The organism is Streptomyces sp. ISL-66, from assembly GCF_018614135.1.
Classification (GTDB): Bacteria; Actinomycetota; Actinomycetes; order Streptomycetales; family Streptomycetaceae; genus Streptomyces.
In genome coordinates this window covers 1-24,197 of the sequence record NZ_JAGGOW010000238.1, presented here as the reverse complement: position 1 = coordinate 24,197, position 24,197 = coordinate 1, and the positions used below count along the sequence as shown (strand labels likewise).

Sequence of the window (24,197 nt, the reverse complement as noted above, 5' to 3'; positions counted from 1 at the left end):
CTTTGGCAGATTCTGCCCCAAACATATGCCAGGAGGGCAGAACTGGCAATCGCCTGCCCCGCGCAAAGCCCTAGCGTTGCCCCTGGCCGGATCCGGCCCCTGAGCTGGAGGACCTCTTGGTCACGACGAACACCGGGCCCGCGACGAGCCTCCCGCAGGAGGGGGCCGCCGCGAGCCCCCCGCGGACCGGGGCAGCAGGCTTCGGCCGGCTCTCCCCCCAGGCGCTGGGGATGCCGGCGCTGCTGGTGACCGTGGCCATCTGGGCGGCCTTCGCGCTCAGCGCCCGAGCCCTGAGCGCCTCCTCCCTGCGGCCCGCCGACGCCGCCCTGCTGCGCTTCGGAGTCCCGGTCCTGGTCCTCGCGCCCGCGTTGTGGCGGCGCCGCCGACGCATCGCCGCGGTGCGCCCGGCCACCGCCGCCAAGATCATCTGCGGCGCGGGTCTGCCGTTCTTCCTCGCGGCGATGTACGGCGGCTCCCTGACCTCGGCGGCGTTCGTCGGCTCGCTCATCCCGGGAATGGTCCCGCTCTTCGTCTGCGCGCTCATGGTCGCCGGCGGCCGGGGCGCACCCCGGGGTACGCAGGCGGTCGGACTCGCGCTGATAGCCGTGGGCGTGGTCGCACTCGTCTGGCACCACGTCGTACCGCTGGACACCGGCGTACTGGCCGGCGCCGGCATCCTCCTCGCCGCCAGCGGGCTGTGGGCCCTCTACACCGTCGGCCTGAAGGAGGTGGACCTCGACCCCGTCGGATCGATCGGACTGCTGTGCCTGCCCTCCTTCGCGGCGATGGCGCTCCTGGTCCTGACCGGCGTGCTCCCCACCGGCCTGGCGTCCGCCGCCGGATCCGACATCCTGCTGTTCCTGCTGGTACAAGGGCTTGGGGTCGGCCTGTGCGCCGGGCTGCTGTACGCGTTCGCCATCCGCAGGCTCGGCGCGGAACGCAGCTCCGTGATCGGGAGCCTCAGCCCCGTCGCCGTCGTCCTGCTCGCCGTCCCCCTGCTCGACGAGTCCCCGACGCTCAGCGTGCTCGTCGGCGTGCCCCTCATCACCGCGGGCGTCGTACTCGCCAACCGGCGCTCCCGGCCGCGCTCATCCGGGCCCGCCACCGGTCCCCACGTCGGCCACCACGCCGGCCACCACGCCCATCCGCACTCCAAGGGTCCCGCACATGCTTGAGCTCCTCCTCCCGCCGCCCGTGGACCCGCTCTGGGACCTGACCGCGGCGTTCGAAGCCGACGGCCGGGCCGAACGCCTGAACCTCGTCCTCGGCGTCTACCGCGACCACACGGGCGGCACCCCGGTCATGGCCGCCGTCCGCGAGGCCGAGATACGCCTGGCGGAGCGCTCCGAGTCCAAGGAATACCGCGGGCTCTCGGGCAACACCGCCTTCAACCGCGCGATGCTGTCGATGGTCCTGGGCTCCGGCGGCGCGGCGGACCGGGCCGTGGCGGTCCAGACCGTCGCGGGCAGCGGCGCGCTGCGGCTGCTGGCCGATCTGATCTGCCGGACCCGCCCGGGCACGACGGTGTGGATCAGCGACCCCGCCTACGTCAACCACCAGCCCATCCTGGAGGCCGCCGGCCTGAAGGTGCGTACGTACCGCTGGATCGACGGGCACGGCCGGGCCGACCCCGCGGGCATGCTGCGTGACCTGGGAGCCGCCGGCCGCGATGACGTCGTACTGCTCCAGGGGTGCTGCCACAACCCCACCGGAGTCGATCCGGACACCGGGACCTGGGAGGCGCTGGCCGAGCTCGCCGGCCGGGCGGGGTGGGTTCCGTTCGTCGACCTCGCCTACCACGGGCTCGGCGACGGCCTGGAAGCGGACCTGGCGGCGACGCGGATGCTCGCGGAGCGGGTTCCGGAGATGCTCCTCGCCATCAGCTGCTCGAAGAACTTCGGCCTCTACAGCGACCGAACGGGCTGCGCCGTGGTGCTCGGCGCGTCCCGCCAGTCGCTGCGGCACGCCGAGACGGCACTGCAGAACGCCGCCCGGACGCTCTATTCGATGCCGCCGGAGCACGGCGCCGCGGTGGTGACCGCCATTCTCGAGGACGACGGACTGCGGGCCGCCTGGCGGGCCGAACTGGATGCCATGCGGGGGCGGATCACGGCCAACAGGGCTGATCTGAGCGCGCACTTGAGCGCCTTGGGCTGGGGCACGCAGGCGGACATCCTGGCACGGCAGAAGGGGATGTTCTCGATGCTGCCGCTCACACCGGATCAGATGCACGGACTGCGCAGCCGCTTCGCCGTCTACGGGACCGCCTCGGGGCGGTTCAACGTCGCGGGGATCCCGGCGCACCGGATCCCCTGTCTCGCGCGGGGCATCGCCGGTGTCCTCGCCGAGGGCCGGGTGCCCGTGTCCGCGACCCGTGCTCACGGTGGGTGATTGGTCTTCACTGTGGTGAAGTTCCCGTCAAGCGCGAGTACGTCGGCCAGCGGCCCGAGAAGGTCGCGGCCTTCACCCGCGGACCGGCTGGAGCCGCATGGGCGGTTCCGCGTGACGCCGGGGCGTCCTCAGCGCCGACGAGGGCGCGTCGGCGCTGAGGCACGGCGCACGTTGTCAGACCGTGGTGGGGAAGCGTTCCCAGACGCGGTGTGCGCCCAGCAGTTGGCTGATCTTCTCCAGCGTGGTGGTGCCCGAGTCGCCCTGGACGACGCCGGGCGCGTCGGCGGGGACGCCTGCGGCGGCCAGGACCGCCTCGGCACCCGCCCAGCCGCCGATCGCCTTTCCGTGACGGAAGGCTTCGTTCAGGAGCAGCGCCACCCTGGGATCCGTAGCGGAAGACCGTGCGTCGCCGGCCTTGGCATCGCGTGCGCCGTAGGCGTCGGCGCCGGTGGCCGGCGCGCCGGCCAGGAGGATCGCGTCGAATTCGATGGATCGGGCGGTGGCGAAGGTGCGCTGGACGGTCAACGGGTCGCCGTCGGCGTCGATCGTGCCGCCTGTCGGGGCGATGACGAGGGGGACCATGCCCGCGTCCAGTACTGCCTGGCGTACGGACCTGACGCCGTCCAGGTCCGCGGCCTCGTCGGCGACGATGCCGATGACTCGGCCGTCGAGCGGCCAGGTGTGCCCGAGCTGGGAGAGGGCGGGGCTGGGCTCGGGATCTTCGAGCCGGCCGGCGGCGGGCGCGGGCAGACCGAGCCCCGCGGCGACCTGTTCGCAGAGCCGCGGGTCGATGTTGGCGAGTACGTGCAGCGCGCGTTCCTTGATCGCCTGCTCGTAGCACTTGCCGAGTTCGAAGGTGTAGGCGGCGATGATGTGCTCCCGCTCGGGCGGGGTCATGCTGAGCCAGAACAGCCGGGGCTGGCTGAAGTGATCGTCGAAGGAGGCCGGCGCCTCCCGCACCTTCCTGCTCTCGGCCACGGGTGCGGGTGCCTCGATGAACGCCCCGGTGTCCGCGCCGGCGACGAAGGGGCATCCTCCGTCGAGGCTGTTGGGCCGGTAGGGGGCCACGCCCCGGTGCACGGCGGTCTGGTGCATGCCGTCGCGCAGCATGTCGTTGACCGGGGCGTGCGTCCGGTTGATCGGGAGCTGCCCGAAGTTGGGTCCGCCGAGGCGGGTGAGCTGGGTGTCGAGGTAGGAGAAGAGCCGCCCTTGGAGGAGCGGGTCGTCGGTGACGTCGATGCCGGGAACGAGGTGGCCGACGTGGAAGGCGACCTGTTCGGTCTCGGCGAAGTAGTTCGACGGGTTGGCGTTCAGGGTCAGCAGGCCGATCGGCTGGACCGGCGCCAGCTCTTCGGGAACGATCTTCGTCGGGTCGAGGAGGTCGATGCCCGCGAAGGTCTGCTCCGCGGTGTCGGGGAATGTCTGGATGCCCAGCTCCCACTGCGGGAACGCGCCGGCCTCGATGGCGTCCGCGAGGTCCCGCCGATGGAAGTCGGGGTCCACGCCGCCCGCGATCTGGGCCTCTTCCCAGACCAGGGAGTGCACCCCGAGCTTGGGCTTCCAGTGGAACTTCACGAGCGTGGTGGCGCCCTCCGCGTTGACGAGGCGGAAGGTGTGGACGCCGAAACCCTCCATGGTCCGGTAGGAGCGGGGGATGCCGCGGTCGGACATGTTCCACAGCGTGTGGTGGGTGGCCTCGGTGTGCAGGGTGACGAAGTCCCAGAAGGTGTCGTGGGCGCTCTGGGCTTGCGGGATCTCCCGGTCCGGGTGGGGCTTGCCGGCGTGGATGACGTCGGGGAATTTGATGGCGTCCTGGATGAAGAAGACCGGGATGTTGTTGCCCACCAGGTCGAAGATTCCCTCTTCGGTGTAGAACTTCGTCGCGAAGCCCCGAGTGTCGCGCACAGTGTCGGCGGAGCCGCGGGAGCCCAGCACGGTGGAGAAGCGCACGAACACCGGCGTTTCCGCGTCCTTGGCCAGGAACGCGGCCTTGGTCACTCCGGCGGCGGTGCCGTACGCCTGGAAGGTGCCGTGGGCGGCCGCGCCCCGGGCGTGCACGACCCGTTCCGGGATGCGCTCGTGATCGAAGTGCATGATCTTCTCGCGCAGGTGGTGGTCCTGCAGCAGTACAGGACCGCGCGGTCCGGCCTTGAGCGAGTGGTCGGTGTCGGGGAGCCGGGCACCCTGCGCGGTGGTCAGATGCGGGCCGCTCTGAGCCATCCGGGCCTGCTGCGCGCCGGTGGGCTGACCGGTGGGGCTGACGGTTTCGGGGCCGCGTTGGTCCGCCTTGGGCGGAAGGGGTTCCGTCGGCGTGGTCGGTTCCGCCACCTGTGGCGAAACGGGTCCCGGCTTGCCGGGGACGCCGTCCTGCGCACCGTCGTCGCTGCGCAGCGCATCGGTGACCTTCTCCGCCGCGGCCTTGATGGGATTCTGCTCGTTCAACGTTGTTCCTCTTTTCCTTACGTCACGGGGTGACCAAAGAAAACCTTCTAAATATGAACATATAGGGCGGCGGGAGTCGCCGGCTCGCCGTGCCACGCCATGGCACGACGAGCCCCGGCCGGCCGCCGCGTGCACCGCCGCCGCCGCGACCCGTACACCGGTCGCGGCTGTTCCCCGCGCTACGTCACCGCGCTCAGACCGATTGACGCTGCCGGTCGGCGGACTCTTCGACCACCTTCGCGAGTCGCCCGAGCATGTCGCGGTGGCGTACCTGGATCAGGGTGTCGAGCGCGGCGTTGTGCAGGGTGCCGCCGATCCCGCGCAGCGGGTGTTCGTCCACGATGACCAAGGATTGCTCGCCCCAGGGGCGGATCTCGATGGCGACCCGGGCCGTACCGAGCGGGCCGCTGTCGACCTCCAGCTCGAGTTCGGACGCGGCTTTCACGTGCCGGACCACGGTGGTGCCGGATCCCGTCCACGGTCCGATGCGGACGGTGTACTCGAGCGCGGAGCCGACCTCGGGCCACTGGCCCCTGGCCACGCGTGATTCGCTCGTGCCGACCACCCAGTCGGCATAGCGGGAGCCATCGGTGAGGACCGCCCACACCTCGCGCGGCGTGGCGTGGATCAGTCGGTTTCGTACGGCCATCGTTCCTCCCCGGTCCGGAGGTAGTAGTCCCTGGTCCGACTGCCCGGAATTTCGCCTCATATCCCGTTCGGGGCGGCATCGGCGCGGCATCAGCGGCGCCGCAGGCCGCCGGACAGGGTCAGAGGTCCCCGGGGTCCCGCCGCTCCAGCGGATGCAAGGCCGGGCCCTGGAGGATCTCCCCGTCGATGCCGAAGCGGGAGCCGTGGCAGGGGCATTCCCACGTACGTTCGGCGTTGTTGAACGCGACGAGGCAGCCGAGGTGGGTGCAGACAGCTGAGACGGCGTGCAGGTTGCCCTGGTCGTCACGGTGGACGGCGCATGGTCGGCCGTCTGCCCGGACCACGGTTCCCTCGCCGGCGGCCAAGGAGCTGACGGGGCCGTTGGAGCCGTCACCGAACGATTCGAGCCGGTCCTTCACGAAGTGCTTTCCGACGTCCCATTGCGCTTTGAGGAACTCGGGTGCCGAGCCCAGGGCGGGCCCGAGGCGGTGCGGGTCATAGAGTTCCGCCCACGACGGACGCGCGGTTTTCGTGATCAGGGAGGCGAGCAGCTGACCGGCGAGGACTCCGCCGGTCATTCCCCAGCCCGCGAAGCCGGAGGCCACGTAGACGTTCTCGCCGTTCCGACGCATCGGGCCGATGAGGGGCACCGAATCGGTGGCGCTGTTGTCCTGGGCCGCCCACCGGTGGGTCATGGTGACGCCGGGGAACCGCTCGTTCGCCCAGTCCTGGAGACGTGCGTAGCCTGCCTCGGTGTCCGCTCCGCTGCCGGGGGTGAACGCCTCCCCCGTGATGATCAGGAGTCTGCCGCCGTGTCCGTCCGGGGCGGTGCGTACGGACCGCTTGCCGCCTTCCGTGGTGATGTACATGCCGCCTGGGTCCCGCTCGGGAGGCAGCGACCCGGCGATGACGAGATCGCGGTGCTGGGTCAGGCGGGTGGCCAGCAGAGCGTGGTCGAAGACGGGGTGGTGCGTGGCCACGACCACGTGGCGGGCGGTCACGGTGGCGCCGGAGGCAGTGCTGAGCCGGCACGGCTCACCCGCGTCCATCCCGGTGATACGGGTCAGCTCATGGACCCGTCCCCCGTCCGCGACGAGGTCGACGACGAGTCCCCGGAGGTACTTCAGGGGATGGAACTGTGCCTGGTCCTCGACCCTCACGGCTCCCGCCACCGCGTACGGCAGGTCGGTCTCGGTGACGAAGGACGCGTCGAGGCCCGCCGCCCGGGCGGCCTCGGCCTCATCCCGCAGACCTTCGACTCCTTCGTCCTCCTCGCAGTAGGTGAAGGCGGGCCGGCGTTCGAGGTCGCAGTCGATGCCCAGCTCCGCCGCCACCTCGATGACGTGGCCCATCGCCGCGCTCTGGGAGCCGGCATAGACCCGGGCCGCATCTTCTCCGTGTTCGGAGCGCAGCTTGCCGTAAATGCTGGTGTGCAGGGCAGTGAGTTTCCCGGTGGTGTGGCCCGTCACCCCCGCGGCGAGCCGGTCCGCTTCCAACACGATGACGCTCAGGCCCGCGCGGGTGAGCTCCCATGCTGAGCTCAGGCCCGCGATCCCACCCCCGATGACTGCCACGTCCGCTTCGGCGGAGTCCATGAGCGGCGGAAAGGCGGGAAGGTCGGCCGACTGCAGCCAGTACGAGCGCCCGGGCTCGGAAAGACGTTTCATGCCTAGCGCCTGCCCAGGCACCGCCGCCCATAACGCACCCGTAACGCCCGCGTCGAGTCTGGTGGCGCGCCCGAGACCGCCACCGGAGCAGCGCGGCTCGGTGTTCAGGCGCATCCCCGGCCCCCGTTCCAGCGGCGGACCTGGGGGCCCGCGGACTCCGCGAGGGTTCCACGGCCCCCAGGGTCGGGATCAGGCGGCGGGCTGGGGCTGGCTGAGTTCTGCCTGGCCGAAGAGGAGGGCGTAGCCGCCGGGGAGCCGGCGCAGGATCCGGGCGAGGAGGTCGGGGCCGGCGAGGCGGGTGACGACGGCGAGTACGGCGCCGGTGTCCCATCGGGCGGTGGCGGGGGGCGCCCCGGTCCGTGCGGCCAGGTCCTTGACGAAGCCCCAGCCGGTGAGGTGTTCGGTGTCGGGGATCTGGGCGGTCAGGGTGAGGGCGGCTTCGACGGGGAGGCACTGGGCGAGGTCGACGCGTTCGTCGCCGGTGAGCTGGCGGCCGAGGGCGGCCAGGACGTTGTGGACGGCTGCCGCGGCGCGTTCGCGGGTGGGGTAGGCGCCCTCGTGGCGCACGCGTTCCAGCATCTGGTCGAACGTCATGACCGTCTGGGACGGGTTCGCTCGAGGCTGGTCATACATGGCTGCGCTTGCCTTTCTCTGCGAAGCATCCGGCCTTCGGCCGGTGGTGGTCAGGTCGGCTGGGGTGGGCCGAAAAGAAGGTCGTATCCGTCGGGGAGCTGGAGCAGGATCTCTCGGGTGAGGCTGACGCCCGCGGCGGCGGCCGCCGTGGAGAGGACCGCGCCGATGTCCCACAGTGCCGTCGTCTCGGTGGCTCCCTCGATCCAGGCCGCGACGGCACGGACGAACCGCTCGGGTGAGAGTGGTTCCGCGGCCTGCAGGGGGTTGAGAAGGATCAGGGCGTACGTCTCGGGAAGCCGCGCGGCGAGCTCGGCCCGCACGGTTCCCACCAGATGCGCGCCCAGCAGGGCCAGGACGACGCGGACCGCCCGTTCGGCCTCTTCCGCGGTTTCGTACTTGCCGCGCTCCTGGACGTGGGCCAGGAACGACTCCCTACGCATCGACATCACGTCGCCTCCGGGAGGGGTGAGGGGTCAAGGAGGCGCGGAGGACGGGATGCCGGGGGGAGATCGGCTCTTCCCGCCCTCCGCGACCGGCTGGTGCGGCAGGGATCAGCCGGAGATCTGCTTGCGGTCGGACTCGCCGCCGATGCTGATCTTGCGGGGCTTGGCGCGCTCGGCGATCGGGATCCGCAGGGTCAGGACACCCGCGTCGTAGTCGGCCTGGATGCGCTCGGTGTCCAGGGTGTCCGCCAGGACGATCTGGCGAGAGAAGACACCGAGGGGCCGCTCGGAGAGTTCCATCTGCACGATGTCCTTGTTCGAGTTGGGCCGGCGCTCGGCCTTCACGCGCAACATGTTCCGCTCGACGTCGATGTCGATCGCCTCGGTGCTCACCCCCGGGAGGTCGAAGGCGATCACGTACTCGTCGCCCTCGCGGTAGGCGTCCATCGGCATCACGGACGGCTGCGACCACGTACCCGACGCACCCGAGAGCTGCTGGACGATCCGGTCCATCTCACGGAACGGGTCAGTGCGCATCAACATTGCGAAACACCTCCAGTTGGTCAGGCAGGAACTGCCAATGCGCTTCAACGTGCTTCCGTTGTAACATGTCATCGAAGCGATGACAAGCAGAATGTCATCTGGAGGATGACGAAGCGACGGAGAGTCCCATGAACGAACCCGCCACGCCGACCGAGACAGTCCCCTTCCGTGTCGCCGCCGCGGCCCTGGAAGCCATCAACCAGTCCGTGAGGGACGCCCGGCGATCGTCTGCGGGCAGCGGTCATGGAACCGGGCCGACTACGGCGCCGGACGCGACCGACTCCGGCCCGGACCCGGCTCTGGCCGCACTGCTGATGCTGCGCGAGATCCGCGAACAGCTCGCCGGCTGGGAAAGCGGACTGATCGAAACCGCCCGGGGAAACGGCGCGAGCTGGTCCGACCTCGCCGGACCCCTCGGGGTCGCCAGCCGCCAGGCCGCCGAACGCCGCTATCTGCGCCTGCGCCCCGGCGCCGCGGGGAGCACCGGCGAAGAACGCGTCCAGGCCACGCGCGACACCCGCGCCGCCGACCGCACCGTGACCGCCTGGGCCCGCGACAACGCCGCCGACCTCCGCCGCCTCGCCGGCCAGGTCACATCCCTTGCCGGCCTGCCGGCCAGTGCCGAGGACGCTGTCGGCGACCTGAACCGGGCCCTCGCGCACGACGACGCCGCCCGGCTCGTGCGCCCCCTGGCAGCCACCCGGCCTCACCTCGGGCCCCGGAACGCCGACCTCTCCGAACGCATCGATGCCTTGACCCGGCACGCCGAGCAGCTCCGCCAGAACACCCGCGACCAGCGAAGCACGTGAACCGCCCCCTGCTCGCGGCGCGTGGCAGGTCGTCCCATGGTGTCGCTCGCGGCTGCCGCGAGCGACACCTGTCACTCGATGTCGTCGAGGGCGAGGGCGAGGTTCTGGAGAAGCTCCTGCGCGGGCGTCTGCGGACTGTTCTGGTCATAGGCGTCGGCGACCGTCTGGAAAGCCGCGATGAATCCGGTGACCAGCGCGTTGAAGGGCTGCGAAACCTGTTCCAGCACGGCGCGGGCCGTTTCCTCGGGGCTGGCGTCAGCCGGAACGAAGAAGTGTGACGGAACCACGTCTGCGAGCAGGTCCGACACGAAGTCGCTGTCGGCCCCCGTCCGGAGAGCCGTGAGTGCGGCGATCGCTTTGAGCTGGAACTTGTTGTCCGTCACCGTGCCGAGGGTAGACCCTGGGACTGTGGGCACGGCCCGTGTCCACTCTCAGATCGCCCACCCGATGCCCCCCGTATCGCCCTCGGTGCTCGCCGGCGGACGAGAGCCGGGCGCCCGTACGTGTGGCGCCCGGACGGGAAGATGGAGTGACGAGATGGACGAGTCGGACTTCGACTTGCAGGAGGTCCTCAGCACCGGGAACCTGGCCCGCCTTGAGGTCCTGCGGATGGACGGCTCCGTGTGGGTGTCGACCGGCCAGTTCCTGACCACGGTGCGAGAGGGCAGGCAGCTGGTGCGGCTGTTCGAGACACCGAAGGACGCCATCGCCACGGGGATCACAGTGGGTGGAGTGACCTACCAGGCCGCGGAAGCCGACCGGCGCCTCCTGCACGGCAAGCACGGCAGCAGTGGGGTCGTCGTCGTGAAGAACCCTCCGTACATCGTCGCGGCCCTGTACGAAGCGGGACAACGTCCCGCGGACGCGGTTCTCACCGTAGGAAACCTCGCCGACCTGCTCGCCGCCCGCTGCGGGCAGCCGACACCACCGCACGAAGGGCCCGCCCGCCCTCCCCCAAGCTGATCGAGAGTACGGATCCACGGACACCCACGCGGATCCGTACTCTCGTCCACCTGGCCACCACCAGCCGCGTCCTACTCCTGCTCGCCCGTTGCAAGATCCTTACGTCCACGGGTCCTGAAGCGGCCTCGGGAGGAGCCGGAAATCGCGGAGCGTTCCAGCAAACGGTCCATGGCATGTAGCACCTCGCGGAAGTGCTGCCAGGGGATCTCGGCTTCGCCGGTGGCTTGGCGGTCGTTCGTCTGCTCGATACGGTTCACGACTCCTCCGATCCGGCCGCATCTGTCCGGCATTCCTGCCTACCGCAACCGGTAAGCCAGTGGACCTCGGCGTGCGGCAACGGCGGGCAGGCACCAGGGCGGCCGGTGCGGCGCTGCTTCGAGGTCTGCCCGGGGCTACGCGCCGAAAACGTCGGCATGACCGGCCGGCCGGCTCCGGGGGGCCGCTCCCGCAGTGCTCGTAGCCGGAGAAGAGAATCGAGGCAACGGAGGCCGACGGCGAACCCCCGCGGATCACGCCCCTTTCAGGAGGGAGAAGCGAGGGTACGCGCGAGGGGTTGGCCTTTATGGCCGTGCCATTCGCAGAGCAGGACGGTTGCGTCGTCGCCCAGCTGTCCCTCGTGGTGGTGGAGGACGGCGTGTACGAGGCGGCGCAGGGTCTCGGGGACCGGGAGGGCGTCGGCCTGGTGGCGGATGATGAACTGGACGAAGCGGTCGAGGCCGAACTCGCGGCCGGCACGGTCGCGCGCTTCGGTGATGCCGTCGGTGTAGAGGATGAGCCGGTCTCCGGGTTCGAGCTGTTCGCGGTGGACCTGCGCGGGCAGGCCGAGGTCGGTCCCCAGGGGGTGGGTGGGCGGCCGCTCCAGTGCGGTGATCCACCGTCCCGCCCGGGTGAGGATGGGCGGTGGATGCCCGCAGTTGATCCAGGACAGCAGTCCGGTGCCCACGTCGAGGTCGGCGAGGACGGCGGTGGCGTAACGGTCGAGCCTGAACTGCTCGATCAGCGTGGCTTCGATGGCATCGCGGGCCTCGTTGAGGGTTGCGCCTTGGCGGCGCTGGTTGCGACAGGTGGCCATGGCCAGATTCGCGGTCAGTCCCGCGGCAGTGTCGTGCCCCATCGCGTCGAAGACGGCCAGGTGTGCGACGTCGGCGGCCAGCGCGTAGTCGAAGGCGTCGCCGGCGGTGGCGTAGGCGGGCTCCATCGCCGCGGCGACGGTGACGCGTGTGCTGGCGAAGGTACGGGGCGGCATCAGCGTCCACTGCATCTCCGCGGACACGGACATCGGCTCCAGTCTGATGAGGCGGGCGTAGGAGTCGCTGTGGGACCTGGTCGAGACCACGAGCATGCCGACGAGCGAGGCCAAATCGCCCATCGCCTCACGCGTTGCCCCATCCGGCTCGCCAGGGTGCCGACGGCGAGGACGCCCAGCCGTTCAGTGCCGTCCAGGAGGGGCAGCCAATGCACTGTGCGGCCACCGGCGGGACCGGACAGGACGTGCATGCTCTGGAAGACGCGCCCGGCGAGCGTGGCCTCGATGCGCAGTTGCTCCCCTCCGCGGCCTGCGTCGAGGCCCTTGCCGGTGACCTCGCGCAGCATGTCCTCGCGCAGATCGGACACGAAGATCCGGACCGGGTCGAAGCCGGCTCGTGCGGCCTGCTCCGCCACGAGCACGGGAAGCTGCTCGAAGGTCAGGAGGTGGCTCGTCCTGAGCAAACCCGTGAGCATGCGCGTGAAGGCCGGTTGGGCTACCGCTTCAGCGGGCTCCACGGAAGGCGGGGTGGTCGGGTCATAGTCGGCCGCCATGACGAGCACCTTCCTACGGTCGGGCCAGTGATATCAGCCGACGGAGCAGGTCGCACGGCTTACGCTCGGCCTCGGAGGGTTAGGGGCATTCCGAGTGGCCTGTCACCTGGCGAGCGCGGCTGTCCCTCGCACGCCGGCGTCGGACCCACCGGGAAAGTGGTCAGCCCCGCGCGGCGCGGGGCTGCGAGGAGCTTATGCCCTGATTCATAGCCATTTATTCTGACCGGGGCGGCGCGACACGGGCACGGCCCCGTCCCCCTCGTCCGGCAGCGACCGGCGCCGGACACAGCACGGACGACGGCACGCGGCCTCGACGCCGCCCCCACGGGACGACCGATCAGGAACACCTTTGGAAAGCCCGGCCGTTGATCAAGGCGCTCACTACCGTGCACTCGTGCAACAGAAAGACCTGTGATGATCAAGAAGATTATGGCCACCGCCGCTGCGACCGCCTCCATCCTCGGCGCCGGCGCCGCAGTCGCCGCCCCGGCCATGGCCATCGGCAACGACAACGGGATCAACACCGTCAACGGAAACGGTGCCCAGCAGATCTACGGCAACCAGAAGACCCACGGCGACATGAGCCCGCAGCTCAGCCTGGTCCAGGGCACGCTCAACAAGCCCTGCATCGGCCTGCCGGCCAAGGTCAACGCCCAGTCGATCCTGGCCCTGGTCAACGTCGGTGTCCAGGACATCAACATCCTGTCCAACCCGCAGAACCAGCAGTGTACCGAGAACTCCACCCAGGCCAAGGGCGACGAGCCGCTCTCGCACATCCTGGACAACATCCCGGTCCTGTCCGGCAACGGCGCCGTCGGCAGCTGACACAGCCCCCTCTGCGAGCCGGGGCCTCCGACGCCTGCACGAGTGCCGACGGGACCCCGGCTTGTTCAACCCGTTTCCACGGGTCCCCTCCCCCACGTGTCCGGAGGCAGCAAGCCGCGGCGCCGGGCACAGTCTTCACCGTCTTCGCAGAGAGCCTTCCGTCCGGTCGGACGGAAGGCTCTCTGCGTTACCCCGCTGGGCACCGAACTCTTCGGAAGCCGGCTGCCGTCCCGAGGTTCGTCAGTCGGATGTCCTCCGCAGGATCAGGCAGACGAAGCCCCAGGTGTCCCGGTAGACCCGCAGCCATTCGGAGCGCCGGGTGTCTGCCGTCTCGAGCACTTGCGCGCTGTCCGGATCGGCGGGATGGTCCAGGGCCCAGGAGGCCAGTGACCCCCAGCAGGCCCATTCGTAGTCGTCCAGCTCGCGGCGCGTGCTGACGTGCCCGTCGACAGGAGTCCACCCGTCGGCAACGACACGGTCCACGGTGGTCGCCAGGTCGGTGAAGTCCCCGAGCATCTCGACGGCCTCCCGGGAAGGATCGCGATCCCAGAATCCCTCACCGATCAGGACACGGCCGCCGGGAGCCAGGTGCTTGCGTGCCGCCGCGAGCGTGGGGAGCAGACCACCGAAGGCGTGCGTGGCCCCGACGCTGATCACCAGGTCGAACGACGCCGAGGAGACGAACTCCGCGGCCTCCTGCTGATGGAGGACGAGGCGCTCTCGGACGCCGAGATGGTTCGCTGCGCGGCCGGCCTGCGCCAGGGCTTCCTCGGAGATGTCGACGCCCTCGGCGTGCAGGTGTGGGCGCATGACCAGGGCGCGCATGAGCCATTCCGCGCCGCCGCAACCAAGGTCGAGTACACGCTCGTCGCCACGAGGGACGCCGCGTTCCAGAAGCCGACGGACCGAGTCGTCGTCGACCGGAGCCTTTATCGGGTGTTCAGCATGGGCGATCGCGGATATCTGTTCACGGTTCACCGGCGCAGCTTGTCAACGCCGGAGGCCGCGCGCACCTCGTTTTCGTCCGTGGACCGGAGCTGAGCTGCGCGCAGCAGGCCCCGGGAGGGGACTGTCTCTGGACGCAGGACCATGAGCGAGCCTTCCAAGGTCGCCACCATGGCAAAGGGGAACCGGTCGACCTCAAGGCAGAGCGCCACGTCATCAGGATGGACTCCTTGGCGCACCCCTTGCGCCAGTTCGGCGGCGGCGCGCGACTGCGCAGCGCGGCGGAGGAACTCAGTGGCATCCGTCCGCGCCTCGGTGGCCCTGCGAGCTATGTACTGAGCGCACGCAAGATCCTCATCGGCCTGCCCGTCTTCGCCAGTGACCACGAACGTGACGCCGGTGTTCTCGCGCGTGCGCAGGACCTGAGCCGTTGCCTCCGCCACCACGAAGCCTGCGCACAGCACCAGCGACGCTTCCTTGACCGCAAGGGCGCCGACCGTCCCTGCCGTGGTCTTCTGCACAACGGTCCGTCCGCCGAGGTCGACGGACCGCAGCAGGCCCGGCGAGTTGACCATGTCGAACCCGGACGCGGGCGGACCGTCTTTGAGCGCCGCCCAGTCCGGGTGGCGGGCCTTGAGCGCCCTGGCTTCGTCCAGCGATTCAGCAAGAACGATCTTCTCCGCCCCCTGGGCGAAGGCCCAGGGGGCGACCGTGAAAGCACTCATCACGTCGACGACCACCGCCACGGACGGGGTTTCGACCAGTTCACCGATGCCAAGGAAACGAGAGTCCATGCCGATCATGATCGCGCATGCCGCCCCGGTGTCAGAAGCCGTCGTCTCGGCTACGCTCCGGCCGCGCGGCGGCCCAGGACGGGTTCTGCCACCGTGCGCGCCAGGGCGCACAGGGTCTGGCCGTGGCGGGCGAAGAGGGTGTCGCGGGAGTCGAAATGGCCCAGGTCGGCCAGGACGTAGGCCGAGAGGTCGCACGTCGCGGGTTCGGCCGGGCACAGGGGCGGGGCGCCGTCCCAGTCGATCGCCGTGCGCGAGAGTGCCTCGAAGAGGGTTTCCGGGCCGGTGTTGGTGAAGCCACCGGTGCTGGTGAAGCCGCCGCCCTCGCCCCGCCCCGGTTCGTCGAGGTCGAAGAGTTGGGAGACCGTCAGCCACCGTGAGGAATCCGCCTCCGGCTCGGGCAGGCGGAATTCCGGCCATGCCAGGAGCACTTGGTCGGGGACGAGAGGGCGAAGCCGGGGGAAGCGCGGATACCAGAAGGCGCCGTCCACGACCAGGCCGCGCACCCTCGTCGGCGTCCCCGTCGCGCGGGCCACGGCCTCGAGGACCGCCAGGCGCTGACTGCACGAGCCGCGCCCCAGGCGCAGGACCTGCGATACGGGCCGCTCGTCCTGGACGGAGTACACCGGGCGCAGGGTGGCGGCGATCCACCGGTGTGCCTCGCGCAGGCGCTGGACGGGGTGCGCGTCCGCGGGTACGCCCAGGGCCTGGACGAGCTCCGTGACGCGGGGATCGTGCCAGTCGAGGATGCGGGTGGGCATCGAGCCGCCCGCGACGGCTCCCGCTCCGTGCGCCGGCGCCGGCGCCGGGACCGTACGCTTGCGGCCGCGCGGCCGCAGGAGCGAACTCGTCATGACTGCCGTCCTCTTCTCGGGGCTCACATCGTGGCAGGTTTTGTGAACGCGTTCAACTCCTGGTCCGTCTTGCGGTGTGCGCGCCCGTGGTGCCGGGCCGGCCGGTCGGCCGATCACCCGGTTGCCGCACGCCTGTGACGGCGGTCCCGTGCGGGGGCACACATGCGGTGGGGCTCGTTCCCGACCCGAATCCGTCCACTGCCCCTGAGGAACCCCATGCCAAGTGCTCCGTCCGCACTCAGCACCGGACCCGCACCGTCCACGCGCCGCGGCGCGTGGACGGCGATGATCCTGGTGATCGCCTGCGCGGCCCAGTTCATGGTCGTGCTGGACGTCTCGATCGTGAACGTCGCCCTCCCCAGCATGAAGGCCTCCCTCGGCCTGAGCCCGGCAGGGCAGCAGTGGATCGTCAACGCCTACACCCTCGGCTTCGCCGGGCTGCTGCTCCTGGGCGGCCGGGCCGCCGACCTGGTCGGTGCCCGCCGCACCTTCCTGATCGGCCTCGGCATCTTCACCGCCGCCTCGCTCACCTGCGGACTCGCCGCCGACGGTGCGACGTTGATCGCGGCCCGAGCGGTCCAGGGCATCGGGGGCGCGATCCTCGCCCCCGCCACCCTGACGCTGATCATGACCACCTTCACCGAACCCCGCGCCCGCACCCGCGCCATGGGCGCCTGGAGTTCGGTCAACGCCGTCGGCGGCGCGGCCGGGGCGGTCATCGGCGGGCTCCTGACCGAGTACACGGGCTGGCGCTGGGTCTTCTTCGTCAACGTTCCCATCGGGATCGCGATCCTCGCCGCCGCATTCCTCTACGCGCCCGCCGCGCACGGCAGCCGCGGCGGCCTGAGCCGCCTGGACCTGCCCGGCGCGCTGTCCGTCACCGTCGGTCTGACCGCCCTGGTCTACGGGATCATCTCCACCGCGAGCTCGTCCTGGGGCTCCCCCGAGGTCTGGGCCGCCCTCACCCTCGGCATCCTGCTCCTGGCCGCCTTCGTCGTCATCGAGTCGAAGGTCACCGCACCCCTGGTCCCCCTCACCGTCCTGCGCCGCCGCACCTTGGCCATCGCCAACCTGGTCATGATCGGCTTGGGCTCGGCGATGTTCGCGATGTGGTTCCTGATGTCCCTCTACATGCAGCAGGTCCTCGGCTTCAGCGCCCTGAAGACCGGCCTGTGCTTCCTGCCCGGCTGCCTCGCGGTCGTCCTGGGCACCCGGACCTCCACCCACCTGGTCCGCCGCACCGGACCCCGTCCCCTGCTGGTCACCGGCATGGCCATCAGCACCCTCGGCTTCCTGTGGCTCTCGCGCATCGCCGTGGGCGGCACCTTCACCACCGACGTGGCCGCGCCCTTCGTACTCTGCGCCCTCGGTCTGGGGCTGTCCATGCTGCCCGTCACCGCCGCGGCCACCACCGGCATCGACCGGCGCGAAGCGGGACTGGCCTCCGGGCTGGTCAACACCTCCCGGCAGGTCGGCGGCGCACTCGGCCTCGCGGTCCTCGCCGCCATCGCCTCCCACGCCGCCGGCGACCACATCGGCCCCGGGGTGCGGGCCCTCACCGCCGGCTACGGCCACGCCTTCCTCTTCGCGGCCCTCTTCACCGCCTGCGCGGGCATCGGCTCCCTCTTCCTCCCCGGCCGCCCGGCCCCGGCGGCTCCCGGGCCTGCGGGTTCCGGCCCGGCGGGTCCCGGCCCCGCGCCTGGCGGGACGGAATGAGCGGCTCATAGCCCCCGCACCCACGGAGCCCCGTACACGCCGAACCCCGCGCTCGACAGCGGCGCGGGGTTCGGTCGACGTCCGGTCGAGGTCTGGTCGAGCGATCGGTCGAGGTTGCGTCGAGGTCAGACCGTTGCCAACTGGGGAATCAGACGCAGGGCGTTCTCGCGGTAGATCCCCCGCAGTTGCTCAGGGGTGAAGGCCGGGTCCGCGTCGAGAGCGGGGAGCGCCAGGTCCATGACCGTGTCCGCGGGCGCGGCCGGCCAGTCCGTGCCGAAGAGGATCCGGTCCGCGGGCACGTGGGCGAGGAGCGTCGCGGCCGGCGCCATCGGACCGGCCGTGTCGTAGTAGAAGCGCCGCAGGTGGTGGCGGACGGCGGCAGGGTCGACCGGCGGGTCGCAGAACCGTCCGAGAGCCTCCAGACGAGGGGCGATGTAGGGCAGGAACCCGCCGGCGTGGGGCAGGATGACGGAGATGTCGGGGAAGCGGTCCAGGGTCCTCTTGCTGATCATGTTGACGGCGGCCCGGGTGGTGTCCAGCAGGAAGTCGCACACGAAGTTGGGGATGCCGGGAACCGTCATCGCCCCGGGCCGGCCACCCGGCAAGTGGTGCGGGTGGGTGTCCACCACGGCCGAGAAGTCGTTCAGCTCGGCGAAGATGTGGTCGTAGACGGGATCTCCGAGGTACACGCCCCCGTAGTTGGCCGTCACGTTCACCCCGACGGCGCCGAGTTGCCCGAGTCCGCGGCGCACGGCCCACGAGGACGCTTCGAGGTCGTCCAGGAACAGCGGGACGTAGAACGAGAACCTGCCCGGATGCTCCTGCGCCACGTTCATCATCGACTGCAGGGTGATGTTGATGGCTTCACGCAACTGCGCCGACGACCGGTAGCGCGCCGGCAGCATGGGCTTGAGCACGGCCGTGTCGATCCCCGCGCGATCCATGAAGAGGACCGCTTCGTCGGCGCCGAGGTGCGCCCAGCGGGGCAACTGTGCCGGATCGATCAACCCGTGATGTGCGGCCCACTCGCGCCATTCCGGTGCGCAGAAGTGGTGGTGCATGTCGATCTTCGGCTGGGTTCCGTGTCCGTGGTCGGGGCCTGGAGGCGCGTCTCCCCCCGCCGCGCGCACGTGTCCACCGGGGCCCACAGCGGTGACCGACAACGTGTCCGCGGACAGTTCCTCGAAGTTCAGGCCGGGCGTGCTCCCGGAATTCGGCATGCCAATCCACCGCCCATCGGTTTGGTTTCGATTACTTGACGGAGACCGTCGACGTCATTGCGAGGTCACCGGTCGGCCGCGACGGCTCCAGGACGATCTGGAGCCGCTCCAGTCCGCGGAACGCCGCGACCGGGCCCGTGAGCCAGGTGCCCCCGCTCTTCTCCTCGTCGGCCAGCTCCATCTCAGGGAATTCCCGGAGCAGGCAGGCGAGCGCGATCTCGAGTTCGAGCCGCGCCAGCGGGGCTCCCAGGCAGTAGTGCGTTCCGTGCCCGAAACCCAGGTGCGTCCCGTGGATCCCCTCGCGCGTCACGTCCAGGACGTCGGCGGACTCGAACTTCTCGTGGTCCCGGTTCGCCGAGGAAAGGGCGATCTGGACGAGGGCGCCCTTGGGGATCACGGTTCCGCGGATTTCGGCTTCCTCGGCCGCGTACCGGAACGTCGAGGTCTCCACCGACCCCTCGAACCGTACGAATTCCTCGACCGCGCCGGGGATCAGCGACGGATCCCTGCGGAGCTTCTCCAGCTGGTCGGGGTGGAGGAGGAGGCCGCGGACGGAGTTTCCGATCTGGAACGCCGTGGTCTTGTGGCCGGCGAAGAACAGAACCCACATCGACGCGACCAGATCCGCGTCGTCGAGGCCTTCCTCCGCCGTGATGAGGTCGCTGAGGAAGCAGTCCGACGGATGGGCCCGCACGTGGGAGACGAGCTGCCCCAAGCGCCTTTGCAGCCATTCCTCGGCCGCCTTCAGTTCCGCCTTCAGCTTGGGGTTGAACCTGGACCGCGTCACCACCCCGAACTGCTCCAGGATCTCGGGCCGCTCGGATTCCTCGATCCCCATCAGCTCGCACAGGACCGCGATGGGGAGCGGGAACGCCAGGGAGGACATCAGATCGACCGTGTCGCTCTTGCGGCATTCCCGCAGGAGGCCCTCGGTGATCTCCGTGATCCTCGGTCGCATCTCCTCCACCCGGCGGGGCGTGAAGGCACTCCTGAGGACGCGGCGGAGCCGCGTGTGGCGCGGCGGGTCCGTGAAGAGGACGTTGTCGTCCAGTGCGTCGAAGAAGCTGCCGAACACCGCGTGGTAGGTGTCGATGGCGCCGCGCATGTTCTTGCTGAAGCGCCGGTCCGACAGGGCGTCACGCGCGTCGTCGTAGCGGGTGATGAGATAGGTCTCGACGCCGTGCGGAGGCGTCAGCCGGCACACCGGCGCCTGCTCGCGCAGGGCGGCGTAGGCCGGATACGGACATGCGCGGAATTCCGGCGCGCCCCTGGACACGGCCGACACGAGGTCCTGCAGCGCTTGGCCGCCGTTCGGTGGCGCATTCTCCTGCGTCATGATCCGCGTCCTCCGTGGCATCGGTGTTCTGTGGGCTGGACACACCGGTTCCCCGTGCGGACCGCTCGCGAAACGGTCCTTGGTTCCTTCGAGGCAGGGGGTCAGCCGTCCGGTCCGGCTGTGTGGCGGGGCCGGCGGGCTGGGGACATCCTGCTCGTTACCAACCCGCCACGGAGGAGTCCGCGCATGGTCCGCAGTCCCGCCCCGGCCCTCGCAGCGGCCGCCGCTCTCGCCCTGGCGGCCGTCGCCGCCCCGTCCGCCGCGTCCGCCGTCGGCACCGACACCGGCAGGGCCGGCGCGGACCGCGCTATCGCCTACCGCGCGACGGCCCCGTTCCAGCGGCATGCCGCCGCGGTGAAAGCGGGCTACGTCCCGGACAAGTACTGCATCGAGGACCGGGCGGGATCGGGCTCGCTCGGCTACCCACACTTCAACCACGCGTACGACAACTCCGTCGACCCGGCGAAGCCGGCCGCGCTCTACTACGAGGACGACCGGCGCGGGCGCAAACACCTCGTCGGCGCCCAATGGCTCGTTTACGACCGCGACCAGGACATGGGGACGGACGATGACCGCCCGAAGCTGTTCGGCCGGTCCTTCACCGGCCCGCATGCCGGCCACTTCCCCGGCCAGCCAGTCCACTACGCCCTGCACCTGTGGCTCTGGAAGAAGAACCCCTCGGGCACGTTCGGGACGTACAACCCGGACGTCGTCTGCCTTCCCGGCACCACCCGGCCGAAGCCGCCCTCGGCTCCAACCCCCTGACCCGGCGCCTTCGGAGAAGGCCCGTCGGCGAGCCCCTCGCCCACCGGGCGACGGCGGCGGATCGGCCGCGACGTCGTGCCGGAAGACGTCCACGACCCTGCCCGGGACCTCGCGGGTCCAGGAGACGTCGATGTCGTCGATGTCCGGAGTCCTCCGTTGGGAACCGCCTAGGCGGGACGTGCGTGGTACAGGGTTGAGATCTTGGTCCGGAGAGGAAGAGGACGACCGTGGACACCCCAGGAAAGACCCCGTCCCGACGCACCGTGCTCGCGTTGGGGGCCGGAGCGGCACTGGCAGCCTCACTGGCGGCGAGCGGGAGCGCCTTCGCCGCGACCGCGCCGCTGCCCGCCGACGGCAGCGGCGCGGTCGCGCACCGGCTGGCAGAACTGGAACGGGAGCACTCCGCGCGCCTGGGCGTCTACGCCCACGACACCGCCACCGGCCGCACCGTGCGGTACCGGGCGCAGGAGCTCTTCCCCATCTGTTCGGTCTTCAAGACCCTGGCCGTGGCGGCCGTACTGCGTGACCTCGACCGGGACGGGGAGTTCCTGGCCGAGCGCATCCACTACAGCCGGCAGGAGGTCACCGCCGCCGGTCACACCCCGATCACCAGCAAGCCGGAGAACCTCGCCCGCGGTATGACGGTCGCGGAGCTGTGCGACGCCACGATCCGCTTCAGCGACAGCGCGGCCGCCAACCTCCTCCTGCGCGAGCTGGGCGGCCCGACCGCCATCACCCGCTTCGCCCGTTCGATCGGAGACACGACGACCCGTCTGGACCGGTGGGAACCGGACCTGAACACCGCCGAACCCTGGCGGGTCACCGACACCACCACCCCGCACGCCATCGGGCAGACCTACGAGCGCCTCGCCCTCGGCACCGTGCTCGCGCCTGCGGACCGACGGCGGCTCACCGGCTGGCTGCTGGGCAACACCACGGGCGGCGAGCGGCTGCGGGCCGGGCTGCCGCCGACCTGGGCGGTCGCCGACAAGACCGGAGGAGGTGAGTACGGCACCAACAACGACGTGGCCGTCGCCTGGCCCCCCGGCCGCCCACCCGTCGTCATCGCCGTCCTGACGACCAAGCCCCACCGCGACGCCCTCGCCGACAACCTCCTCATCGCCCGGACCGCCGGACTCCTGGCAACGGCCCTGACCGGGAGTTGATCGAGTCGACGACGCCCGGGTGGGGGACCCGCCGTGCCGCCGCGGCGGAGGCACGGCCGGAGGCCGTCATGCCGTGCCGCTCAGCTGTGCTGGCGGGATTGCGGTGACCCGGGTGGCCGGATTCCTTGTATCGCCGTGGGTTTGCGTACCCGTACCGTCCGTCATACGTGCTGTTCGGAGGCCAAGTCTGCGGTTCCGGCGGCACCTTGGAACCAATGAGGGGAAACGCATGGCTACGGGTGTTGTGAAGTGGTTCAACGCGGAAAAGGGCTTCGGCTTCATCCAGCAGGATGACGGCGGTCCGGACGTGTTCGTCCACTTCTCCGCGATCCAGACGACCGGCTTCAAGGAGCTGGCCGAAGGCGCCAAGGTCGAGTACGACGTCAGCCAGGGTGCCAAGGGCCCCCAGGCCGACCAGGTCGTGCCCCTCTGACCACCGGTCTACGCACCCGCCCCGGCTCCCACGCGATCCGCCAACGGATCACGTGGGAGCCGATCGCGTTCCGCGGAGAAGCAACGACACGTGCCCACGGGGTGGGCGGTGCCCGGCACGGCGTGCCGTGGCACTGCCTTCCAGCTCGGTCTCAGCGCCCCGCGCCGGCCTGCTTCGCCTTCGTGGCGATCTCTTCGAGGACGGCCTTCGGGTCACCGCCCGGTTCCACGGCGCGGCCTATGTTGCGCTTGATCGTGTCGCTGACCGCCATCCAGGACGGGTCGTTCACCGGATAGAGCTGGGCACTGCGCAGCGCGTCCAGGAACTCTCTGTCGGTCGTGTCCATGCCGCCGCTGCCGGCCAGGGAACGCGAGGCGGAGACGGTGGACGGGAGCAGGTGGTAGCGGCCGGCGAAGTCCGACAGGTTCTCGTCCGCGTAGACGAACTCCAGGAATCTGCCGATCTCCTCGCGGTGACCGTTCTGCTTGAAGGCCATCATCCAGTCGGCCACACCGACCGCGGGCGGGGCAACCCCGGCTCTGAGGGTGTCCGAGACCGGCATCGCCACGGTGCCGACGCCGATCCCCTTGGCGCGGGCCTCGTGGTAGAGCGAGGGGTAGCCGTTGAGCATGCCGACCTCGCCGCGCAAGAAGGCGGCGAAGGCGTCGGCCCGGTTGAGCTGCGAGGGCGCGACGGGGCCGGTGAGACCCGGGGCGACCAACTGGTCCTTCACCCAGTTCCACGTCTTGATGTTCTGGGCGGAGGCGAGGCTGTAGTTTCCGCTGCTGTCGGCGTACCCGCCGCCGTTGCTCAGCTCCCAGATCATCGCCTCGGCGTGGGCCTCCTCCGGTCCCAGGGGCAGGGCGTACGGGTACTCCACGCCCTTGGCCTTGAGCGCCTTGGCGGCGGCCTTCAGCTCGCTCCAGGTCTTGGGTGCCTTGACGCCGGCCTTCTCGAAGAGCGCCTCGTTGTAGAAGAGCAGGCGGCTGCTCGCGACGAACGGCAGCCCGTAGAGGGTGCTCCCGACAGAGCCGGCCTCGGCGAGGGGCGGGAGGAAGTTCGCCTCGGCGCTGACGGGCAGCAGTTCGTCAGCGGAATAGAGCCGGTCCTGAGCGGCGAAGTCCGAGTAGGAACCCATGAGGGCGATGTCCGGCGCCTTCCCGGCCTTCACCATTTTGGTGACCTCGCGGTCGACGTCGGCCCACGGCAGGAGCTTCACCTCGATCTTGACACCGGGGTTGGCGGCGGTGAAATCACCGGTCACCTTGTCCCAGAAGGCCTTGGAACTGGTGGCCGGGGTGTCGCCGTACTCGGCGGCCACGAGGACCAGCGTCCCTGCGTCGTCTGCGCTGCCCGCGGAACTCCCGCATCCGGACAGCGGTACCTGCAGACCGAGCACGACCGCTGCTGCGGCCTGCCCAATGATCCTTCGTCGCACGGGCGTATTCCCCTGGCTTTCTTCTGCATTCCGATACTGCTCACTTCGATTCGGGCGAAGAGGTGCCTGTTACTGCCCGTTGGCCGGGATTCTCTCCACACGGCGGCTCGTTTGGCGTCACCGAACGAACATGTGTGGAAGATGACCCAAATCGTGGACTGTACGGCTGTGCTTTCCGACAGACATCCAGCGGATCGGACGCGCGTAGAACAACCGAAAGGATCGATTCCGGTAGCGGGGAGGGGTTTTGGCGTGGTGTGCGCGAATTGGGCGAGGGAGTGCTCTCTTGTTCAACTAAGTCACTGACTCCCAGGCCGAGTTCACCCGGCCGTCACTCGATACATGGCGCAGACCTACGCAAAGACGCCC

23 protein-coding genes and 1 pseudogene are annotated in these 24,197 nt (G+C 70.2%); 9 read left to right on the top strand and 15 right to left on the bottom strand.

The annotated features are described in order from the left end of the window. Nucleotides 1-116 precede the first annotated feature (116 nt). Both J7E97_RS34920 and J7E97_RS34915 read left to right on the top strand, forming a co-directional pair. The gene (locus tag J7E97_RS34920; RefSeq protein WP_251055656.1) at nucleotides 117-1,175 is read left to right on the top strand and encodes a DMT family transporter; all 1,059 of its coding nucleotides are present in this window, start codon (nucleotides 117-119) and stop codon (nucleotides 1,173-1,175) included. After that, nucleotides 1,168-2,391, top strand: a complete 1,224-nt coding sequence (locus J7E97_RS34915) for an aromatic amino acid transaminase (RefSeq protein WP_215035598.1) — start codon at nucleotides 1,168-1,170, stop codon at nucleotides 2,389-2,391. Before J7E97_RS34920 ends, J7E97_RS34915 begins: the two co-directional genes overlap by 8 nt. A 174-nt stretch (nucleotides 2,392-2,565) precedes the next feature. On the opposite strand, the gene J7E97_RS34910 is transcribed toward J7E97_RS34915, so the two are convergent. The 6 genes from J7E97_RS34910 to J7E97_RS34885 all read right to left on the bottom strand — a co-directional run bounded on the left by J7E97_RS34910 (nucleotide 2,566) and on the right by J7E97_RS34885 (nucleotide 8,767). After that, a complete protein-coding gene (locus J7E97_RS34910; protein WP_215035596.1) occupies nucleotides 2,566-4,833 on the bottom strand; it encodes a catalase in 2,268 nt (755 codons plus the stop codon). 193 nt (nucleotides 4,834-5,026) lie between these two features. After that, a complete protein-coding gene (locus tag J7E97_RS34905; protein ID WP_215035594.1) occupies nucleotides 5,027-5,482 on the bottom strand; it encodes an SRPBCC family protein in 456 nt (151 codons plus the stop codon). A 118-nt stretch (nucleotides 5,483-5,600) separates the two neighbouring features. Then, complete coding sequence (locus J7E97_RS34900) at nucleotides 5,601-7,148, bottom strand: FAD-dependent oxidoreductase (RefSeq protein WP_215035592.1); 1,548 nt, start codon at nucleotides 7,146-7,148, stop codon at nucleotides 5,601-5,603. 189 nt (nucleotides 7,149-7,337) lie between these two features. Then, on the bottom strand, nucleotides 7,338-7,781 hold the full coding sequence (locus J7E97_RS34895) for a DUF2267 domain-containing protein (RefSeq protein WP_215035590.1): 444 nt from the start codon (nucleotides 7,779-7,781) through the stop codon (nucleotides 7,338-7,340). Nucleotides 7,782-7,831: 50 nt separating this feature from the next. Further along, the gene (locus J7E97_RS34890) at nucleotides 7,832-8,227 is read right to left on the bottom strand and encodes a DUF2267 domain-containing protein (RefSeq protein ID WP_215035588.1); all 396 of its coding nucleotides are present in this window, start codon (nucleotides 8,225-8,227) and stop codon (nucleotides 7,832-7,834) included. A gap of 105 nt (nucleotides 8,228-8,332) precedes the next feature. Then, nucleotides 8,333-8,767: an Hsp20/alpha crystallin family protein gene (locus tag J7E97_RS34885; RefSeq protein WP_215035586.1), complete on the bottom strand. Its 435-nt coding sequence runs from the start codon at nucleotides 8,765-8,767 to the stop codon at nucleotides 8,333-8,335. Between the two features lie 128 nt (nucleotides 8,768-8,895). Between J7E97_RS34885 and J7E97_RS34880 the strand changes: the two genes are divergently transcribed. Further along, complete coding sequence (locus J7E97_RS34880; protein ID WP_215035584.1) at nucleotides 8,896-9,576, top strand: HSP18 transcriptional regulator; 681 nt, start codon at nucleotides 8,896-8,898, stop codon at nucleotides 9,574-9,576. Nucleotides 9,577-9,647: 71 nt separating this feature from the next. Here J7E97_RS34880 and J7E97_RS34875 read toward each other — a convergent pair whose 3' ends face one another. Beyond that, nucleotides 9,648-9,959, bottom strand: coding sequence for a hypothetical protein (locus tag J7E97_RS34875; protein WP_215035582.1), 312 nt, complete (start codon nucleotides 9,957-9,959; stop codon nucleotides 9,648-9,650). A 154-nt stretch (nucleotides 9,960-10,113) separates the two neighbouring features. Here J7E97_RS34875 and J7E97_RS34870 point away from each other — a divergent pair, with 154 nt between their 5' ends. Continuing rightward, complete coding sequence (locus J7E97_RS34870) at nucleotides 10,114-10,539, top strand: profilin (RefSeq protein WP_215035580.1); 426 nt, start codon at nucleotides 10,114-10,116, stop codon at nucleotides 10,537-10,539. 71 nt (nucleotides 10,540-10,610) lie between these two features. Here the strand turns inward: J7E97_RS34870 and J7E97_RS34865 are convergent, their stop codons facing one another. Together J7E97_RS34865 and J7E97_RS34860 are read right to left on the bottom strand one after the other, a co-directional pair. Beyond that, entirely contained in the window at nucleotides 10,611-10,796 is a 186-nt protein-coding gene (locus J7E97_RS34865) for a hypothetical protein (RefSeq protein ID WP_215035578.1), read from the bottom strand. A 263-nt stretch (nucleotides 10,797-11,059) separates the two neighbouring features. After that, a pseudogene (locus J7E97_RS34860) lies at nucleotides 11,060-12,261 on the bottom strand (PP2C family protein-serine/threonine phosphatase). A gap of 492 nt (nucleotides 12,262-12,753) precedes the next feature. Here J7E97_RS34860 and J7E97_RS34855 point away from each other — a divergent pair. Beyond that, nucleotides 12,754-13,164 carry a rodlin gene (locus tag J7E97_RS34855; RefSeq protein ID WP_215035576.1) on the top strand — a complete coding sequence of 137 codons (411 nt, stop codon included), beginning with the start codon at nucleotides 12,754-12,756 and terminating at the stop codon, nucleotides 13,162-13,164. A gap of 240 nt (nucleotides 13,165-13,404) precedes the next feature. On the opposite strand, the gene J7E97_RS34850 is transcribed toward J7E97_RS34855, so the two are convergent. Genes J7E97_RS34850 through J7E97_RS34840 form a run of 3 tightly spaced genes read right to left on the bottom strand, consistent with a single transcriptional unit; the run spans nucleotide 13,405 to nucleotide 15,754 of the window. Then, a complete protein-coding gene (locus J7E97_RS34850) occupies nucleotides 13,405-14,142 on the bottom strand; it encodes a cyclopropane-fatty-acyl-phospholipid synthase family protein (protein ID WP_215035574.1) in 738 nt (245 codons plus the stop codon). Then, nucleotides 14,139-14,903, bottom strand: coding sequence for a 2-phosphosulfolactate phosphatase (locus tag J7E97_RS34845; RefSeq protein ID WP_308346945.1), 765 nt, complete (start codon nucleotides 14,901-14,903; stop codon nucleotides 14,139-14,141). Before J7E97_RS34845 ends, J7E97_RS34850 begins: the two co-directional genes overlap by 4 nt. A 50-nt stretch (nucleotides 14,904-14,953) precedes the next feature. Continuing rightward, a complete protein-coding gene (locus tag J7E97_RS34840) occupies nucleotides 14,954-15,754 on the bottom strand; it encodes a transglutaminase domain-containing protein (protein ID WP_215035571.1) in 801 nt (266 codons plus the stop codon). Between the two features lie 216 nt (nucleotides 15,755-15,970). On the opposite strand from J7E97_RS34840, the gene J7E97_RS34835 reads away from it, so the two are divergent. Further along, complete coding sequence (locus tag J7E97_RS34835) at nucleotides 15,971-17,470, top strand: MFS transporter (protein ID WP_251055655.1); 1,500 nt, start codon at nucleotides 15,971-15,973, stop codon at nucleotides 17,468-17,470. Nucleotides 17,471-17,595: 125 nt separating this feature from the next. On the opposite strand, the gene J7E97_RS34830 is transcribed toward J7E97_RS34835, so the two are convergent. Continuing rightward, on the bottom strand, nucleotides 17,596-18,690 hold the full coding sequence (locus J7E97_RS34830; protein WP_251055654.1) for an amidohydrolase family protein: 1,095 nt from the start codon (nucleotides 18,688-18,690) through the stop codon (nucleotides 17,596-17,598). 31 nt (nucleotides 18,691-18,721) lie between these two features. Continuing rightward, entirely contained in the window at nucleotides 18,722-20,026 is a 1,305-nt protein-coding gene (locus J7E97_RS34825) for a cytochrome P450 (RefSeq protein WP_215035569.1), read from the bottom strand. 186 nt (nucleotides 20,027-20,212) lie between these two features. On the opposite strand from J7E97_RS34825, the gene J7E97_RS34820 reads away from it, so the two are divergent. The 3 genes from J7E97_RS34820 (at nucleotide 20,213) to J7E97_RS34810 (ending at nucleotide 22,390) form a co-directional block, all read left to right on the top strand. Further along, nucleotides 20,213-20,791 carry a hypothetical protein gene (locus tag J7E97_RS34820; RefSeq protein WP_215035567.1) on the top strand — a complete coding sequence of 193 codons (579 nt, stop codon included), beginning with the start codon at nucleotides 20,213-20,215 and terminating at the stop codon, nucleotides 20,789-20,791. Nucleotides 20,792-21,018: 227 nt separating this feature from the next. Further along, nucleotides 21,019-21,957, top strand: a complete 939-nt coding sequence (bla, locus tag J7E97_RS34815; RefSeq protein ID WP_308346944.1) for a class A beta-lactamase — start codon at nucleotides 21,019-21,021, stop codon at nucleotides 21,955-21,957. 229 nt (nucleotides 21,958-22,186) lie between these two features. Then, on the top strand, nucleotides 22,187-22,390 hold the full coding sequence (locus J7E97_RS34810; RefSeq protein WP_215035565.1) for a cold-shock protein: 204 nt from the start codon (nucleotides 22,187-22,189) through the stop codon (nucleotides 22,388-22,390). Nucleotides 22,391-22,541: 151 nt separating this feature from the next. On the opposite strand, the gene J7E97_RS34805 is transcribed toward J7E97_RS34810, so the two are convergent. Continuing rightward, nucleotides 22,542-23,828, bottom strand: coding sequence for an extracellular solute-binding protein (locus J7E97_RS34805; protein ID WP_215035563.1), 1,287 nt, complete (start codon nucleotides 23,826-23,828; stop codon nucleotides 22,542-22,544). Nucleotides 23,829-24,197 lie beyond the last annotated feature (369 nt).

Excerpts from the sequence above, each read along its gene's own strand:
- J7E97_RS34915 (WP_215035598.1), top strand. The coding sequence starts at position 1,168 with ATGCTTGAGCTCCTCCTCCCGCCGCCCGTGGACCCGCTCTGGGACCTG.
- J7E97_RS34905 (WP_215035594.1), bottom strand. The coding sequence starts at position 5,482 with ATGGCCGTACGAAACCGACTGATCCACGCCACGCCGCGCGAGGTGTGG.
- J7E97_RS34900 (WP_215035592.1), bottom strand. The coding sequence starts at position 7,148 with ATGAAACGTCTTTCCGAGCCCGGGCGCTCGTACTGGCTGCAGTCGGCC.
- J7E97_RS34895 (WP_215035590.1), bottom strand. The coding sequence starts at position 7,781 with ATGTATGACCAGCCTCGAGCGAACCCGTCCCAGACGGTCATGACGTTC.
- J7E97_RS34890 (WP_215035588.1), bottom strand. The coding sequence starts at position 8,227 with ATGTCGATGCGTAGGGAGTCGTTCCTGGCCCACGTCCAGGAGCGCGGC.
- J7E97_RS34885 (WP_215035586.1), bottom strand. The coding sequence starts at position 8,767 with ATGTTGATGCGCACTGACCCGTTCCGTGAGATGGACCGGATCGTCCAG.
- J7E97_RS34880 (WP_215035584.1), top strand. The coding sequence starts at position 8,896 with ATGAACGAACCCGCCACGCCGACCGAGACAGTCCCCTTCCGTGTCGCC.
- J7E97_RS34870 (WP_215035580.1), top strand. The coding sequence starts at position 10,114 with ATGGACGAGTCGGACTTCGACTTGCAGGAGGTCCTCAGCACCGGGAAC.
- J7E97_RS34855 (WP_215035576.1), top strand. The coding sequence starts at position 12,754 with ATGATCAAGAAGATTATGGCCACCGCCGCTGCGACCGCCTCCATCCTC.
- J7E97_RS34845 (WP_308346945.1), bottom strand. The coding sequence starts at position 14,903 with ATGGACTCTCGTTTCCTTGGCATCGGTGAACTGGTCGAAACCCCGTCC.
- J7E97_RS34840 (WP_215035571.1), bottom strand. The coding sequence starts at position 15,754 with ATGACGAGTTCGCTCCTGCGGCCGCGCGGCCGCAAGCGTACGGTCCCG.
- J7E97_RS34835 (WP_251055655.1), top strand. The coding sequence starts at position 15,971 with ATGCCAAGTGCTCCGTCCGCACTCAGCACCGGACCCGCACCGTCCACG.
- J7E97_RS34830 (WP_251055654.1), bottom strand. The coding sequence starts at position 18,690 with ATGCCGAATTCCGGGAGCACGCCCGGCCTGAACTTCGAGGAACTGTCC.
- J7E97_RS34825 (WP_215035569.1), bottom strand. The coding sequence starts at position 20,026 with ATGACGCAGGAGAATGCGCCACCGAACGGCGGCCAAGCGCTGCAGGAC.
- J7E97_RS34820 (WP_215035567.1), top strand. The coding sequence starts at position 20,213 with ATGGTCCGCAGTCCCGCCCCGGCCCTCGCAGCGGCCGCCGCTCTCGCC.
- J7E97_RS34810 (WP_215035565.1), top strand. The coding sequence starts at position 22,187 with ATGGCTACGGGTGTTGTGAAGTGGTTCAACGCGGAAAAGGGCTTCGGC.